At 37.7% G+C, this 15,529-nt stretch carries 15 protein-coding genes; 10 read left to right on the top strand and 5 right to left on the bottom strand.

Annotation, left to right across the window (positions count from 1 at the left end; all coding sequences use genetic code 11):
• Positions 1-46 precede the first annotated feature (46 nt).
• The 10 genes from hisG to ACTJJF_RS05785 all read left to right on the top strand — a co-directional run bounded on the left by hisG (position 47) and on the right by ACTJJF_RS05785 (position 10,362).
• On the top strand, positions 47-904 hold the full coding sequence (hisG, locus tag ACTJJF_RS05830; RefSeq protein WP_312303748.1) for an ATP phosphoribosyltransferase: 858 nt from the start codon (positions 47-49) through the stop codon (positions 902-904).
• A 340-nt stretch (positions 905-1,244) separates the two neighbouring features.
• Positions 1,245-2,525: a histidinol dehydrogenase gene (gene hisD, locus ACTJJF_RS05825; RefSeq protein ID WP_440699007.1), complete on the top strand. Its 1,281-nt coding sequence runs from the start codon at positions 1,245-1,247 to the stop codon at positions 2,523-2,525.
• A 252-nt stretch (positions 2,526-2,777) separates the two neighbouring features.
• The gene (gene hisC / locus ACTJJF_RS05820) at positions 2,778-3,821 is read left to right on the top strand and encodes a histidinol-phosphate transaminase (RefSeq protein WP_440699006.1); all 1,044 of its coding nucleotides are present in this window, start codon (positions 2,778-2,780) and stop codon (positions 3,819-3,821) included.
• 2 nt (positions 3,822-3,823) lie between these two features.
• Positions 3,824-4,918 (top strand): bifunctional histidinol-phosphatase/imidazoleglycerol-phosphate dehydratase HisB, encoded by a 1,095-nt coding sequence (gene hisB, locus ACTJJF_RS05815; RefSeq protein ID WP_440699005.1) that lies wholly within the window; start codon positions 3,824-3,826, stop codon positions 4,916-4,918.
• Positions 4,919-4,939: 21 nt separating this feature from the next.
• Positions 4,940-5,518 (top strand): imidazole glycerol phosphate synthase subunit HisH, encoded by a 579-nt coding sequence (hisH, locus tag ACTJJF_RS05810; protein ID WP_440699004.1) that lies wholly within the window; start codon positions 4,940-4,942, stop codon positions 5,516-5,518.
• Positions 5,519-5,617: 99 nt separating this feature from the next.
• The gene (hisA, locus tag ACTJJF_RS05805; RefSeq protein ID WP_312303739.1) at positions 5,618-6,340 is read left to right on the top strand and encodes a 1-(5-phosphoribosyl)-5-[(5-phosphoribosylamino)methylideneamino]imidazole-4-carboxamide isomerase; all 723 of its coding nucleotides are present in this window, start codon (positions 5,618-5,620) and stop codon (positions 6,338-6,340) included.
• Positions 6,333-7,085, top strand: coding sequence for an imidazole glycerol phosphate synthase subunit HisF (gene hisF / locus ACTJJF_RS05800; protein ID WP_440699003.1), 753 nt, complete (start codon positions 6,333-6,335; stop codon positions 7,083-7,085). Before hisA ends, hisF begins: the two co-directional genes overlap by 8 nt.
• Positions 7,082-7,669, top strand: coding sequence for a bifunctional phosphoribosyl-AMP cyclohydrolase/phosphoribosyl-ATP diphosphatase HisIE (gene hisIE, locus ACTJJF_RS05795; RefSeq protein ID WP_312303735.1), 588 nt, complete (start codon positions 7,082-7,084; stop codon positions 7,667-7,669). The genes hisF and hisIE overlap by 4 nt, the downstream gene beginning before the upstream one ends.
• A gap of 208 nt (positions 7,670-7,877) precedes the next feature.
• Entirely contained in the window at positions 7,878-8,903 is a 1,026-nt protein-coding gene (locus ACTJJF_RS05790; RefSeq protein ID WP_440699002.1) for an RNA ligase family protein, read from the top strand.
• Between the two features lie 94 nt (positions 8,904-8,997).
• Positions 8,998-10,362 (top strand): S41 family peptidase, encoded by a 1,365-nt coding sequence (locus ACTJJF_RS05785; RefSeq protein WP_440699001.1) that lies wholly within the window; start codon positions 8,998-9,000, stop codon positions 10,360-10,362.
• A gap of 62 nt (positions 10,363-10,424) precedes the next feature.
• Here ACTJJF_RS05785 and ACTJJF_RS05780 read toward each other — a convergent pair whose 3' ends face one another.
• The 5 genes from ACTJJF_RS05780 to rpmI form a co-directional block, all read right to left on the bottom strand.
• Entirely contained in the window at positions 10,425-11,600 is a 1,176-nt protein-coding gene (locus tag ACTJJF_RS05780; protein ID WP_440699000.1) for a M28 family peptidase, read from the bottom strand.
• A gap of 307 nt (positions 11,601-11,907) precedes the next feature.
• Positions 11,908-13,083: a M28 family peptidase gene (locus ACTJJF_RS05775; protein WP_430801691.1), complete on the bottom strand. Its 1,176-nt coding sequence runs from the start codon at positions 13,081-13,083 to the stop codon at positions 11,908-11,910.
• A 50-nt stretch (positions 13,084-13,133) separates the two neighbouring features.
• Positions 13,134-14,321, bottom strand: coding sequence for a M28 family peptidase (locus ACTJJF_RS05770; RefSeq protein ID WP_440698999.1), 1,188 nt, complete (start codon positions 14,319-14,321; stop codon positions 13,134-13,136).
• Between the two features lie 447 nt (positions 14,322-14,768).
• On the bottom strand, positions 14,769-15,113 hold the full coding sequence (rplT, locus tag ACTJJF_RS05765; protein WP_034694451.1) for a 50S ribosomal protein L20: 345 nt from the start codon (positions 15,111-15,113) through the stop codon (positions 14,769-14,771).
• 121 nt (positions 15,114-15,234) lie between these two features.
• The gene (gene rpmI, locus ACTJJF_RS05760; RefSeq protein ID WP_034676300.1) at positions 15,235-15,432 is read right to left on the bottom strand and encodes a 50S ribosomal protein L35; all 198 of its coding nucleotides are present in this window, start codon (positions 15,430-15,432) and stop codon (positions 15,235-15,237) included.
• Positions 15,433-15,529: the final 97 nt, after the last annotated feature.

Raw genomic sequence — 15,529 nt, 5'->3', positions numbered from 1 at the left:
AATTTCATCAGATCAGTTTTATTTACTCGGACTCATAAAAGACGAAATGAGTAAATTAAAAATTGCAATTCAGAAAAGCGGCCGACTTTACGAAGAATCTTTACAGCTTCTCAAAGATTGTGGAATCTTTGTCAACAACGGGAAAGACCAGCTCAAAGTTTCAGTAGATAATTTCCCAATGGAAATCATGTACCTCAGGAATTCCGATATTCCGCAATACCTTGAAGACGGGGTAGTGGATATTGCCATCGTGGGCGAAAACCTTCTGATCGAAAAAAAGAAAGACATCAGAATTGTAGAGAAACTTGGTTTTTCAAAATGCCGTGTTTCCATCGCTGTTCCCAAAGAAATTGAAACCGATGATCTCACTTACTTCCAAGGTAAAAAAATAGCCACTTCTTACCCGAATACCTTAAAAAACTTCTTGGAAGAAAAGGGGATTACATCAGATATTCACGTCATTTCCGGATCTGTGGAAATTGCCCCCAATATCGGGCTTGCAGATGGGATCTGTGATATTGTAAGCTCCGGAAGTACTTTATTCAAAAACGGATTGAGAGAAACCGTTACTTTATTAAAATCGGAAGCTGTTTTAGCTCAAACTCCACAACTATCTCCTGAAAAAGAAGCTGTTCTTCAGAAATTCCTGTTCAGAATTCAGGCTGTGTTAAAAGCAAAAAATTCAAAATATATTCTGATGAATGTTCCCAATGAAAAAATTCAGAAAATATCAGAGGTTCTTCCTGTATTAAAAAGCCCTACAGTTATTCCGTTGGCTGAAGAAGGCTGGAGCAGTATTCATTCTGTCATTGATGAAGAACGTTTCTGGGAAGTCATTGACGAACTGAAAGAGAATGGAGCCCAGGATATTCTAATCATCCCAATTGATAAAATGGTTATATAAAGAATCTAACTAATCATTAAGGTGATAATGTGAGTTGAAGAATGATAATATGGGTTAACGCAAAGGCGTAATGAAAATGAAATCAATACTGTTTTAAAGCGCAAAGATTTTATCTGCGACAAAATTGAATGCTGCTTTAAGTCACAAGCACTTGCTGAAAATCTTAGATTTTCTTGCGCCTTAAAAAAGTAAAGATTTAAAAAACTTGCGCCTTTGCGTTCATAAAAAAAATTGAGTTAAGGTATCAGGCAGTTGAAATAGAATAACTTCAGCTATGATCTTAATAAAACCTAACAACTTAAAAGAATCTTAATGGTTCAAAAAAAATTAAAAAAGTACAATGAAAATATACAGATATCCTACAAAAGAAACCTGGAAAGACCTGGTAAAACGTCCTGTTCTGGAGCAGGAAGAAGTTTCAGGGCTTATAACAGAAATTTTTACTGAAGTTGAAAAAAACGGAGATAAAGCTTTAATAGAGTTTAATAAAAAATTTGATAAAGCAGACACTCAAAGCATTGCAGTGACCAAAGAGGAAATTGAAAATGCTGAAAATCTGATCAGTGATGAGCTAAAAGAAGCTATTCAGCAGGCCAAAGAAAATATTTCAAAATTTCACGCATCACAAAAGCAGGAGATCCGGAAAATTGAAACCACAAAAGGAGTGATTTGCTGGAGAGAAAACCGGGCTGTAGAAAAAGTAGGGATGTATATTCCGGGAGGTACAGCACCTTTATTCTCAACAGTTCTGATGCTGGCCGTTCCTGCCAATCTTGCCGGCTGTAAAGAAATTGTTCTCTGCACGCCACCGGATAAAAACGGAAACATCAATCCTGCTATTCTCTATGCAGCAAAGCTTTGCGGGGTTTCCGGTATCTTTAAAACCGGCGGAGCACAGGCTATCGCAGCGATGACCCTGGGAACAGAAAGTATTCCGGGAGTGTCCAAAATCTTTGGCCCGGGTAACCAGTTTGTAGTAGCCGCTAAAGAATATGCCCAGCGTTACGGAGTTGCCATCGATATGCCGGCAGGCCCAAGCGAGGTCCTTGTGATTGCAGATGAGCAGGCTGTACCTGAATTCTGTGCCGCAGACCTTCTTTCACAGGCAGAACACGGAAGTGACAGTCAGGTGGTTTTTATTACGACAGACCTTAAAGTTTTTGATGAAACAATAAGTGCTATTGAATTTCAAATAAAAGACTTACCCCGGAATGAATTTGCAGGAAAAGCTTTAGAAAACAGTTCTTTTATTATCCTGAATTCCATTGAAGAAGCGGTTGAGTTCAGCAATCTTTATGCCCCCGAACACCTTATCCTGGCCCTCAGTGATTTTGAAAAATATATTCCAGAAGTCCGGAATGCAGGGTCGGTTTTTCTTGGGAACTACTCCTGTGAAAGCGCTGGAGATTACGCCAGCGGAACCAATCATACCCTTCCCACCAATGCCTATGCAAGGAATTACAGCGGAGTATCTCTGGATAGTTTTGTAAAGAAAATTACATTCCAGCATCTTTCAAAAGAAGGGCTTCAGAATCTGGGAAAAACAATAGAGATCATGGCAGAGGCGGAAGGATTGCTTGCCCACAAAAATGCAGTATCAATAAGATTACAATCTTTATAGTTGGTAAGCAGAAAGACATAAAAATTAATGAAAAAATCTGTTTTTAAAATAAGCAATAATTGTATAAGAGAAAAAATGGGATGTCGCTTATTTTTTTAATTGCTCGTAGATTTAGCAGATGACGCAGATTTATTTCAGCGTAAAAATCTGCGAAATCTGTGTGATCTGCGAGAGCTTTATTTTCTTAATCTTTTTGTCTTGCGGTTATAAAAAGAATAAACTAACATCTTAAAGAATTCATACCATTAATAAATGAAAAACAATAAAATGAACAACACAACCATCAATATCAAAAGTTTAGTAAGAGAAAATATTTTAAAATTACAACCTTATATCAGTTTTAGGGATCATAACGAATTCAGTGCGCCTGTATTCCTGGATGCCAACGAAAGCCCTTTCGGAGAATGCAACCGTTACCCGGATTCTACCCAGAAAAAGCTTAAAAATCGCCTGGCAGCACTTAAAAACCTTTCACCGTTGCAGATTGCCATCGGGAACGGAAGTGATGAGCTTATTGATCTGATTATTAAAATTTTTTGTGAGCCTAAAAAAGATTCGGTTTTAATGATGAATCCTTCCTTTGCCATGTACGGTTTCTATGCTGCAATCAATGAAAACAGGGTTTTACAGCTTCAACTAAATGAAAATTTTGAGATCGTGAAAGATGACTTTTTAAATATAGTGAAAGAAGAATCTATAAAGGTTTTCTTTTTATGTTCACCCAATAATCCTACAGGAAACAGCATCGATGATATTGAATTTTATCTTCAGAACTTTAACGGTATTGTGGTGGTAGATGAAGCTTATATTGAGTTTTCCGGTAAAAAGTCAAGTCTGGAACTGCTGGATCAATATCCTAATCTGATTGTCCTTCAGACATTTTCAAAGGCATGGGGCACCGCAGGGGCAAGAGTAGGAATGGCTTATGCATCCGAAGAGATTATAAGGCTGATCAATACCGTAAAAGCACCTTATAATGTTAATGTATTGAGCCAGGAACTGATCCTGAAAACATTGGATGATGACCGGCTTAATGAAAATGTAAATAATATCCTGGCAGAAAGGGCTTGGCTGCAGCAAGAGCTTGAAGCTATTGAATGCATTGCAAGAATATTTCCTACAGATGCCAACTTCTTTTTAATTAAAATGAAAGAGGTAGAAAAAGTGTACGGAAAAATGCTGGAAAAAGAAATTCTGACAAGCAGGAGAGATCCTGCGATTCCGGGGTGTATCAGGATTAATGTAGGAAGCCGTCAGGATAATGAAAAATTAGTCAATCTGTTGAAAAATATATGATTATGAAAAAAGTACTCTTTATAGACCGGGACGGAACCCTCATCATAGAACCGCCTACGGATTTTCAGGTAGATTCACTGGAAAAACTGGAGTTTTATCCGGGAGTGTTTCAGAACCTCTCCAAAATAGCCAACGAGCTTGATTATGAACTGGTGATGGTAACCAATCAGGATGGTTTGGGAACCGAAAGCTTTCCGTTTGATGATTTTATTAAGCCTCATGAAAAGATGTTGGAAGCCTTCAGAAATGAAGGAATTATCTTCAATGATATTCTGATTGATAAAAGCTTTGAACACGAAAACCTTCCAACCAGGAAACCGGGAACAGGAATGCTAGGAAAATATATTTATGGAGATTATGATCTGGAAAATTCCTATGTAATTGGTGATAGAAGTAGCGATATTCAACTAGCTAAAAACATGGGGACTAAATCTGTTTTTCTAAATAAAAGCTTTAATACAGATGCGAGCCTGGTCACTACTTCATGGGCAGAGATTTATCAGTTTTTAAAATCGGGAATGCGGACTGCCAGACTAAGCAGAAAGACCAATGAAACGGATATCGAAATTGAAGTGAATCTTGATGGTAAAGGGAAATCTGAAATCTCAACAGGTCTTCACTTTTTTGATCACATGCTGGACCAGATCGCAAGGCATGGAAATATGGATCTTACCATAAAAGTAATTGGAGATCTTGCGGTAGACGAACACCATACCATAGAAGATACGGGAATCGTTTTGGGCGAAGCTATTGTAAAAGCATTAGGAAAGAAAAAAGGAATTGAAAGATATGGATTTCTCCTTCCCATGGATGATTGCCTTTCTCAGGTAGCAATTGATTTCGGTGGCAGGCCGTGGCTGGTTTGGGATGCAGCGTTCAAAAGAGAAAAAATAGGGGATATGCCTACCGAAATGTTCTTTCACTTTTTCAAGTCCTTTACTGATTCTTCAAAATCAAACCTGAATATCAAAGCGGAGGGGGACAATGAGCACCACAAAATAGAATCCATTTTCAAAGCTTTTGCCAAGGCGGTTAAAATGGCGGTGAACCAGTCAGATGCTAATTACAGTTTACCCTCTACAAAAGGAAGCTTATAAAGAGATTAAAATCAAGATACGATGATTGCAATAATAAAATATAACGGGGGAAATGTAAATTCCGTTCAGAATGCGCTTAACAGACTGAATACAGAGTCCATCATTACAGATGATCCGGAGTTGATCCTGAAGGCTGATAAAGTAATCTTCCCGGGCGTAGGAGAAGCCTCATCCACGATGAAGCTATTGAAAGAAAAAAAACTTGATTTGCTGATTCCGGCTTTGAAACAGCCTGTCTTGGGAATATGCCTTGGCATGCAGCTGATGTGTAAAGGAAATGAAGAAGGAAACACCGAAGGAATGGGGATCTTTGATATCAATGTCAGAAAGTTTCCGGCCAGGGATATTGTTCCACATATGGGTTGGAACAGTGTTTCCGGGCAGGGTTCTCCGTTATTTTCAGGGGTAGAACAGGAGAATGATCTCTATTTTGTTCACAGTTATTATTGTGAGCTTTCAGACTTTACCACTTCGGTTTGTGATTATATTCTCCCGTTCAGTGCTTCATTACAGAAAGACAATTTCTATGCAGTACAGTTTCACCCTGAAAAATCTGGGAATGTGGGGAACCGGATCTTAAGGAATTTTATCCGATTATAATGGAATGTCTCTATGAGAGAAGGTATACAAATGATGATTTACAAAATTTTACTCGGGAAATAAATAGCTGTAACCCGCAGCCAACTAAAAAATAAACAAATGAAAATTATTCCGGCAATTGATATTATCGACGGCAAATGTGTCCGCCTATCAAAAGGAGATTACAATACAAAGAAAATATACAATGAAGATCCTGTAGAAGTAGCAAAGGAATTTGAAAGCTTCGGAATCCGGTTTCTTCATGTGGTTGACCTGGATGGGGCAAAATCAAAGCATATTGTCAATCAGAAGGTTCTGGAAAATATCGCTTCATCCACTGCTTTGCATATTGATTTCGGAGGTGGATTAAAAAGTGCTGAAGATATAGAAACCGCCTTTAGTTCTGGAGCACAGCAGATCACATTGGGTAGTATAGCTGTTCAAAATCCCGAATTTTGTGTTGAAATGATTCAGAAATACGGTCCGGACAAGATCATTCTGGGGGCGGACTTTGAAAACAGAAAGATCAGAACCTCAGGCTGGCTGGAAGGAAGTGATGAAGATGTGGTGGATTTCATTCTTCAGTACCAGAAAAAAGGAATTCAATCGGCAATATGTACCGATATTTCAAAGGATGGAATGCTGGAAGGTCCCTCCACAGGTCTTTATATTGAAATTTTATATAAAACGGCAGTACAGCTTACGGCAAGTGGCGGCATCTCGGGCATCAAAGACGTCTATAAAATGAAAGATATCGGATGTGCCGGTACCATTATAGGAAAAGCAATTTATGAAGGCAAAATAAGCCTGCAACAACTTCAGAATTTCATTGAAAATGCTTAAAAAAAGAATTATTCCGTGTCTGGATATAAAAGACGGATGTACGGTAAAAGGAATCAACTTTGAAGGTCTTAAAAATGCAGGAGATCCTGTAGAGCTGGCCAAAAAATATGAACTGGAAGGGGCAGATGAACTGGTCTTTCTCGATATTACAGCAACTCTTGAAAACAGAAAAACATTTGTAGAACTGGTACAGGATATTGCAAAAGAACTGAGCATTCCGTTCACGGTAGGAGGTGGTATTTCTTCAGTTGAAGATGTAAGAAGGCTTCTGGAGGCCGGTGCCGACAAGATCAGTATCAATTCTTCTGCGGTAAAGAATCCGCAGCTGATTTCCGCATTGGCAAAAGAATTCGGAAGCCAGTGTATTGTAGTTGCTATTGACACCAAACGGATTGAACAGACAGATCTGGTACACATCAAAGGAGGAAGACAGGCAACAGCTCTGAATACGGTAGAGTGGGCAAAAGAAGCTGCGGCTTTGGGTGCGGGCGAAATCCTGCTCACTTCTATGGATGGTGACGGAACCAAAAACGGATTTGATCTCAGAATTACAAAGCTGGTTTCTGAAGCCGTCAATATCCCTGTGATTGCTTCAGGAGGTGCCGGAGCAGTAGGTGATTTTATTAAAGTGTTTGATGAAACGAAGGCTACAGGAGCATTAGCAGCCAGTGTGTTCCATTTTAACGAAATAGGGATTCTGGATTTAAAACAACAGCTAAAAACGCAAAAAATTGAAGTACGATGAATATAGATTTTAAAAAAGATAACGGTCTTGTACCTGTGATTATTCAGGATGAAAGAACCTTGCAGGTCCTGATGCTGGGCTACATGAATGAGGAAGCCTTTGAAAAAACAAAGCAGGAAGGGATTGTCACTTTTTTCAGCCGTTCCAAAAACAGATTATGGACAAAAGGAGAGGAGTCCGGTAATTTTCTGACAGTTAAAAGCATCGCTGTCGATTGTGATCAGGACACAATCCTGATTAAAGCCGTTCCGAAGAATGTTGTCTGCCACACGGGAAGTTTCAGCTGCTTTGGTGAGAAAGATTCCAAAGGCTTTTTATATGAGCTTGAAGAGAAGATCATCCAGAGAATAGACACTAAGGCAGAAGATTCTTATACGTATTCACTCTACCAGAGAGGAATCAATAAAGTTGCCCAAAAAGTAGGGGAAGAAGCTGTAGAATTGGTGATTGAAGCTAAGGATGATAATGAAGCGCTCTTTAAAAATGAAGCTGCCGACCTGCTGTATCACTTTTTGATCTTACTGAAAGCAAAAGGATTTTCACTGGAAGAAATAGAAGAAATCCTTCAAGACAGAAACCGATAACCTTTGAGATAAAGCTTTTATAAAAATAAAACCTGAAGATCAGGACTTTATTGCAATGGCAAAAAATGTAATTCCTTTGCTGATTGATGAAATTGTAAAATTAAAATCTGAAGAATAAATTCGTTATGAGCCTCAGGTCGTTATCTTATCATCTAAACTCAAATGTCTATATTTGCCGGAAATTATAACCATTATAAAACCAATGAATATGAATGAATTTTCAGGATATGAAAAGATGCCTGATTCCCTGAAGAAGACAGGTCTTAATGAGAGGGACATGTTGAAAATGGAGAAATTAAAGTGGGTGGTTACTGAGAAGATCCACGGTGCCAACTTTAGTTTTTCTTATGAAGATAATCAACTGAAATATGCCAAAAGGAGAGAGTATCTTAACTGGGCAGATGATTTCTTTGGTTTCCAGATCGTTGTTGGCAGATTGGAGAGTAAAATGATCCGCTTATTTGAAGAGTTGAGACTTATGAATCCTGGTTCCGGATATATCATTTATGGAGAATTATTTGGAGGGAAATACCCTCATCCAGATGTGGAAGCTATAGAGAATTTGCAGGCTATACAAACGGGTGTTTACTATACTCCGGATATTCATTTTTATGCATTTGACATTGCCATAGTAAATGAGCACGGGATAAAAAACTATTTAGATTATGAATCTGCGGTATCTTATTTCGTCCGGTTTGGAATTCCTCATGCACAACCCTTGCTGATAGGTAGATTTAATGAAGCTTTGAATTTTAATACCCGCATCAATTCACCTGTTCCCATGCAAATGGGGCTTCCGGAACTGGAGCAGAACCTTATTGAAGGAGTGGTCATAAAGCCATATGACCTGAAAGACATATCATTATTATCCAGCCGGCCGATTATCAAGCTGAAGAATCCGGAGTTTGATGAAGAAGATAAATTTCACAAAGCTGAAAAATGGTCATTTATCCCAGATATTTCTTCTAAAACCGAAAATTTATCTTTCATAACAGATGAATTAAGAACATATGTGACAAAAAATCGGCTGGAAAGTGTACTTTCTAAGGTTGGAGCCCTTGACTTGAATAATTCGGCCCGTCTCTCTGAGATAAAAGAAGAGTTTTTACAGGATGTTTTTACTGATTTTAATGAAAATAACGGAAGTTTTCTCAATGAGCTCTCTAATGAAGATAGAGAATGGATCAGCGAAAGAATAATATCTGAGATTCAAAAAGTTATTGTAAATGAATAAAATAACGTTAAAAAACCGGAATTTCCCGGCTCTGTTTTTACTTTGTAACAAAATAAACCAGACCGTTACTAATCACCTCAAAGACTAACTTCTAATGAAACTAAAGCTAGCATTATTACTGGCATTATCTGCCAGCTCAATCTTTGCTCAGAAAATATGTAATGAATTGTATGATCAGAAATTTACAAAACAGCAGTTGGAGCAGGATGTGGATTTTATAAGAGAAAAAATTGTTAATGTCCACATCAATCCGTTCACTGAAATTTCAAAATCAGAGTTCGAAGAAAAATATTCAGAGATCCAGAAGTCATTAAAAGACGGAATGACCCAAAAGGATTTCTACTATCTCGCCAAGCCTTTAATTGTGACTTTGAATGATGAGCACAGCGGAATGTCCGATTATTGTGTGACTGACAGTATCAGAAACAATATGAAAGTTTTGCCTTTAAAATTCAGATATGAAGAGGGCAAAATGCTACTGACCGAAAATTTTTCTGATGCAAGTCTCAACATCGGTGATGAATTAATTTCACTAAACGGAATGCCTGTCAATGAAGTATTGGAAACCTGTGCCAGGGTGATTCCCGGGGCCAGGGAAGAACGTATTCCGATGGCGGTTGATAAGTTTTGGATCATGATCAATAAATACTGCTATTTTATTACAGACAATTATAAGCTGAAGTTTAAAGGAAGACCGGAAACCATTGTAAAAAGTATTTCTTTGGAACAGCTGAAAGCTAATGCTTCAAAGGTGCAGCCCCGGAAAAAAGAAGAATTTAAACCTATTGATTATAAAAAAATTAAAAATGTTGCTTATTTGACGGTGAATACCTTCGATGATAAACGTACTTTTTCTGTGGAGGAATGGAAACTGAAGTTCGACAGTATTTTTACCCGCATCAAAAAAGATCAGGTACAAACTCTTGTAATTGATGTTCACAACAATTCCGGGGGAAATTCAGCAATAGGAAACCTTCTGATCAGCTATTTTTCTGATAAAAACTATAACAGCTATCAGGGAAAATGGAAAAAAAGTAAAGAATACTCTGATTTTTTAAAGTCGAATAATAAAACCGTGCCTGAGTATGAAAGTATAAAAGACGGAGATTTTTATCCGATCAGATCAAGAGTGGTCAAAGCAGCAGAAAATCCGTTAAGATTCAACGGAAAGACTTATGTGGTTATTGGTAAAAACACATTCTCAAGTGCGATGATGTTTGGAGCCATGGTTTTGGATAATAAACTGGCAGAAGTGGTGGGTGAAATACCGGAAAAAGGACATCCGAACCATTTTGGTGAGCTCATAAGTTTCCAGACTCCCAATACAAAACTAGATTTTATTTTTGGAGTAAAAGAATGGATAAGGCCTGCAGGAAATATTGTACCCAATAAACTTATTCCTGTCAAAAAAATTGATCTGAAAAATAAATCAGAAGAGCAGATCATAGAACAGCTTTAAAAACTTATATGAATAAAGAAGAACAGAGCAAAAATTTCAATTTTTGCTCTGTTTTATTTAAATTATCTTTCGATCATTATATTCTTAACAAGGGTTTGATCACCTGCTTTTAAAGTCCCGATATACACTCCGTTTTGAAGACCGGAAACATCAACCTTTCTTTCATTATTCACTTTCAGCAGTGTTCTTCCTATGGAATTGCTGATTTCAAAACTGAAGTGGGTTTCTTTAGAATCCGGCAGTTCAATATTCAGAATTGTATTGGCGGGGTTAGGGTAGAACTTTGTGCCTTCCAGTATATTATTTGAAGCCGTTTTATTGGTTCCTGTAACTGTAGATGCTGTTGCGAAATGCTGCAGAGCGCCCACCGTTGCTTTTCCGATATTATAGACATATACAGGATCTACATTGGCAAAAGTATCTTTGGAAGAGTGAGGATAGGTGCTTCTTATTCTTTCAAAAAAACCGGTAATCACTTCACCTTTTTGCTCAAAAGGAATGTAATCCGTATCAGCAGCAGGATCTACGGCAGTCTGAAGAGGAGAGTAGAGTGCTGTACAATTTCTGAGTTGCTGGGTAACAGCGGCAGAGGCTGAATTGTTGGAAGAAAGACCACCCTGGTCTTCATCACAATATACCGTATTGTTGTTATTTCCTTTTACACCGCCTACCTGATCAAGGTTAAAGACCAGTTTAATATCCAGTTTACGGACACCTCCCTGGTACACAACATTATTCACATAATGGCTGCTTCCTCTCAGCCCCTGTTCTTCTCCGGAAAAGTGAATAAATTTAATTGAATATTCGGTAGGAACATTTTTTAATATTCTTGCGGCTTCCAGGATAATAGAAGTTCCGCTGCCGTTGTCATTCACTCCCGGCCCATAGATGGTGTCAAAATGCCCGCAGATAATCACATATTTATTGGGATATAGTGTTCCGGTTTTGGTGATGATCAGGTTTTTAGAACTTGTTGATCCGAAGGTGAAGGGGCTTTCCTCAATCTGGCTGGCTGTATAACCGTAAGAAATATATTTGTTTTTGATCCAGTTTAAAGTATTGGTGTTAGCCTGGGAGCCTGTAGTTTTCACACCCAGATTGGCAAACTCCTGAAGATTAGCAGTAATATTGGTTTGAGTCACCATATCAGCCCTGTTCTTATAAGCCTGAATAAAAGTTTGAGCGCCAATTCCCTGTACAATCAGAGAGGTGCACAATAATGTGGTAAGTTTTTTCATATTATTTATTTTAGTTTGGTGACACGAATGTAGTGAATAAATCACAATAAAGTGTTTAATGATTTGAAAATATTTTAAAAATTAAAACAATTTAGTGTCAGTTTGGTATCCTTTCTGAGTTTTGTCCTTAAACATAAAAAAACCTTTGAAAATCCAAAGGTTGTATAATTGCTGTAAAGCAGATTTTTTTTGTGAGCCTGTCTAAATTTTAGCAGTAATGATAATTTCTAATCACAAGTGGGCTAAAGTATTTAAGATAAGCCTTAGTGACTTTTGTGGTGAAACTGATCCATTCATAAATCAATCTTTATTTTTCAATCAGTATTTTCCTTACCACGGTTTTATCACCCGCTTTTAGTATCCCGAGATAAGCACCGTTTTCTAACCCAGAGACGTTGATTTTGGTTTCATTATTCGTTTTCAGGATAGATCGGCCCGGGAAGTCCGTAATTTCAAAACTGAAATTTCTTATAGCCGGATCCGGAAGCTCAATACTGATGATGTTTTTTACCGGATTGGGATAGATTTTCACATCTTCCAGAGAGTTTTTTACAACGGCTTCCCGGGTTCCCAATGTTCCGGTGGCAACAGCAAAGTGCTGTATTGCTCCTACCGTTGCTTTTCCGATATTATAAATATACACAGGATCTGTATTGGCAAACGTGTCTTCTATAGAATGTGGATAGGAGCTTCTTATTTTCTCAAAAAAACCGGTAATCGTATATCCTTTAGCTTCAAAAGGGATATAATCGGAATTCTCAGCAGGATCAACATCGGTCAAAAGAGGAGAATAGAGCGTTGTGCAGTTTCTGAGTTCCTGAGTAGCTGTTGCAGAAGCTGCATTGTTTGAGGAAAGACCTCCCATATCCTGATCACAAAAAACCGTATTGTTGTTGTTTCCCATAACACCTCCTACCTGATCAAGATTAATGACCAGTTTGATGTCCAGCAGGCGGTTTGTACCCTGATAGGCCACCGAGTTTGCATAATGCTTGCTTCCGATAAGCCCCTGTTCTTCCCCTGAGAAATGAATAAATTTTACGGAATATTCGGTAGGAACATCTTTCAGGATCCTTGCTGCTTCAAGGATAACAGAAGTTCCGCTTCCATTATCATTTACGCCCTGGCCGTAGATGCTGTCAAAATGCCCGCAAACAATCACAAAAGTATTAGGGTATAATGTGCCGGTTTTGGTAACGACCAGATTTTTTGATGTTCCGTTTCCATAGGGAAAAGAATCTTCGGCCATCTGGCTGGCTGAATATCCATAAGAAGTATACTGATCCTTAAGCCACGTCAGTGCATTCGCATTAGCCTGTGAGCCTGTGGTTTTTACACCTAAATTGGCAAATGCCTGAAGATTAGCCGTAATATTGGTCTGGGTCACCATATTCGCCCTGTCCTGGTAAGCCTGAATAAAACTTTGAGCTTCTATACTTTGTAAAGCTAATGAAGCCACCAATAAAGTGATAAATTTTTTCATTCGTATATTAGTAGATTGGTATATAGATATTTACGGAATAATGATATTGTTTATTTTTCAATGATAAGCTTTCTGGAAGTGTTTCCCTGCTCAGTCTTTACCGTAACCATATAAACTCCGTTTTTAAGTCCGGAGGTATTTATTCTTTTCTGGTTTTCAACATTCATTACAATGTTACCGGCCATATCACTGATTTCGGCTTTGAAAAATGGCTTCATATTTTGCGGAAATTCAATATTGACAACATCTTTAGCCGGATTAGGATAAATCCTGATAGCGTCCGGTGAATTTTTTACAGAATTTTCATGAGTACTTAAGAAATCGTTGGCTGTACTGGCTACGGCAAAATGCTGCAATGCACCTACAGCTGCTTTTCCTACATTAAAGACATACACCGGATCAATATTGGCAAAGGTGTCATTGGAGGTATGTTCATTATTGCTCCTGATATGCTCATAAAACCCGGTAATGGTATATCCTTTCGCTTCAAAAGGCATATAGTCAGACCCATAGGTGTTGGAAATGACAGTTTGCAGAGGAGAGTAGAGGCTGGTACAGGTAGCCAGCTCTTGAGTCACAACGCCGGATGCTGCATTATTGGAAGAAGTAGCTCCGCCGATATCTTTTTCGCATTTGATGGTATTGTTAGTGTTTCCGATAAGCCCGCCCACCTGATCAATATTGAAAACAAGCTTTATATCTAGCTGACGGACTCCTCCTACATAAGCCACATTGTTTACATAATGGCTGCTGCCTAAAAGGTTTTGCTCTTCACCGGAAAAATGAATGAATTTTATTGAATATTCTGTCGGCACATCTTTTAATATCCTTGCCGCTTCCAGAATAATGGATGTGCCACTTCCGTTGTCGCTTACTCCAGGTCCTGTAATCGTATCGTAATGTCCGCAAATAATGACATATTGATTAGGATATAACGTTCCTGTTTTGGTAATAATTAAGTTTTTTGAAGTTGCGCTTCCATAGGAAAATGAATCTTCTGTCATTTCATTGGCCGTATACCCGTAAGCGAGATATTTGTCCTTAAGCCAGGTCAGCGTATTGTTATTGGCCAGCGATCCGGTAGTTTTTACTCCCAGTCCGGCAAAACCCTGAAGATTGGCTGTAATATTTGTTTGGGTAACCATATTGGCCCTGTCCTGATAAGCCTGAATAAAACTTTGAGCACCAATGCTTTGTGCAACAACAGAGGTCAGCAAAAAAGCTGCAATTCTTTTCATTTTTCTTGTTCTCTTTATAGATTGCTAATATAATAATAAATAAAGACTTTTTTCTGATAATTATATATTGCTTATTGTGTTTTAATTGTTTTTTCAATAATAATATATCTTTTTATGCAATTTATTATTATAATAGTCTGAAAGTCATTTAATCTGGATTTTTATTTAATTTTTTTCTCTTTTTATTTTATTTGTAGGATGATTTTTACCAAAATTGATGAATATAAGGAATATTCAAAATGTATTTTCTTAAAAAGCAGGACTGTAATTGAACAGAGATTTCCTAAACCTTATAAGCTGATCTTTCAATCTTCTGATGAAATGGTAAAGATTACTAAAAGCTGGCCGTCCAGTGAGAATTTGTGTTTGATCAGTTGGTTTCTGTCTTTAAACAAAAAATCCCGGGAAATCCCGGGACTTATATTGATAACAAAAATAGTTTCTACATTATTTTACTTGATCTACAACAGCTTTGAAAGCTTCAGGGTGATTCATTGCTAAATCTGCTAAAACTTTTCTGTTAAGCTCAATGTTGTTCTTTTTAAGAGCTCCCATAAACTGAGAGTAAGACATTCCGTGCTCTCTGGTTCCTGCGTTGATACGAGTGATCCAAAGTGCTCTGAAGTTTCTTTTCTTCTCTTTTCTACCACGGTAAGCATATTGCATTGCTTTTTCTACCGCGTTTTTAGCTACAGTCCAAACGTTCTTTCTTCTACCGAAAAAACCTTTAGCTTGCTTAAAAATTTTCTTTCTGCGAGCTCTTGAAGCTACGGCATTTACTGATCTTGGCATAATTTAAATTGTTTTTTTGAAATGTGCGACAAACTGTTTCATTGTGCTTGGCTGCCCCATTTCAGGGTTAAAATGTTGAATTTGTTTGAATTCTTATAAACCGAATATAGATTTATAAAAACTACTTAATTGCTAATTGACGTTGAACGCTTTTCTCATCCACTTTAGCTACGTAAGAAGTAGTAGTAAGATTTCTCTTCTGCTTAGTTTCTTTCTTAGTTAAGATGTGGCTTTTGTAAGCGTTTTTTCTTTTGATCTTACCTGTTCCGGTAAGAGCAAAACGTTTCTTAGCACCTGATTTCGTTTTTAATTTTGGCATTGTTTTGCTTTTTTATTGTTTTTGTTATCAATATCTGTTTTGGCTACCCCTAAGGATATTAGGAATAATAGTTTGCAAAATTACAAAAAAAAACTGA

This window comes from Chryseobacterium sp. 22458 (assembly GCF_052044975.1).
In the GTDB taxonomy this organism is placed as follows: domain Bacteria; phylum Bacteroidota; class Bacteroidia; order Flavobacteriales; family Weeksellaceae; genus Chryseobacterium.
This window is presented reverse-complemented; position numbering and strand designations above follow the sequence as displayed.

Coding starts and splice junctions, on each gene's coding strand:
- hisD (WP_440699007.1), top strand. CDS start 1,245: ATGAAAATATACAGATATCCTACAAAAGAAACCTGGAAAGACCTGGTA.
- hisF (WP_440699003.1), top strand. CDS start 6,333: ATGCTTAAAAAAAGAATTATTCCGTGTCTGGATATAAAAGACGGATGT.
- hisA (WP_312303739.1), top strand. CDS start 5,618: ATGAAAATTATTCCGGCAATTGATATTATCGACGGCAAATGTGTCCGC.
- hisB (WP_440699005.1), top strand. CDS start 3,824: ATGAAAAAAGTACTCTTTATAGACCGGGACGGAACCCTCATCATAGAA.
- hisIE (WP_312303735.1), top strand. CDS start 7,082: ATGAATATAGATTTTAAAAAAGATAACGGTCTTGTACCTGTGATTATT.
- ACTJJF_RS05780 (WP_440699000.1), bottom strand. CDS start 11,600: ATGAAAAAACTTACCACATTATTGTGCACCTCTCTGATTGTACAGGGA.
- ACTJJF_RS05775 (WP_430801691.1), bottom strand. CDS start 13,083: ATGAAAAAATTTATCACTTTATTGGTGGCTTCATTAGCTTTACAAAGT.
- ACTJJF_RS05790 (WP_440699002.1), top strand. CDS start 7,878: ATGAATGAATTTTCAGGATATGAAAAGATGCCTGATTCCCTGAAGAAG.
- rplT (WP_034694451.1), bottom strand. CDS start 15,113: ATGCCAAGATCAGTAAATGCCGTAGCTTCAAGAGCTCGCAGAAAGAAA.
- hisH (WP_440699004.1), top strand. CDS start 4,940: ATGATTGCAATAATAAAATATAACGGGGGAAATGTAAATTCCGTTCAG.
- hisC (WP_440699006.1), top strand. CDS start 2,778: ATGAAAAACAATAAAATGAACAACACAACCATCAATATCAAAAGTTTA.
- hisG (WP_312303748.1), top strand. CDS start 47: ATGAGTAAATTAAAAATTGCAATTCAGAAAAGCGGCCGACTTTACGAA.
- ACTJJF_RS05770 (WP_440698999.1), bottom strand. CDS start 14,321: ATGAAAAGAATTGCAGCTTTTTTGCTGACCTCTGTTGTTGCACAAAGC.
- rpmI (WP_034676300.1), bottom strand. CDS start 15,432: ATGCCAAAATTAAAAACGAAATCAGGTGCTAAGAAACGTTTTGCTCTT.
- ACTJJF_RS05785 (WP_440699001.1), top strand. CDS start 8,998: ATGAAACTAAAGCTAGCATTATTACTGGCATTATCTGCCAGCTCAATC.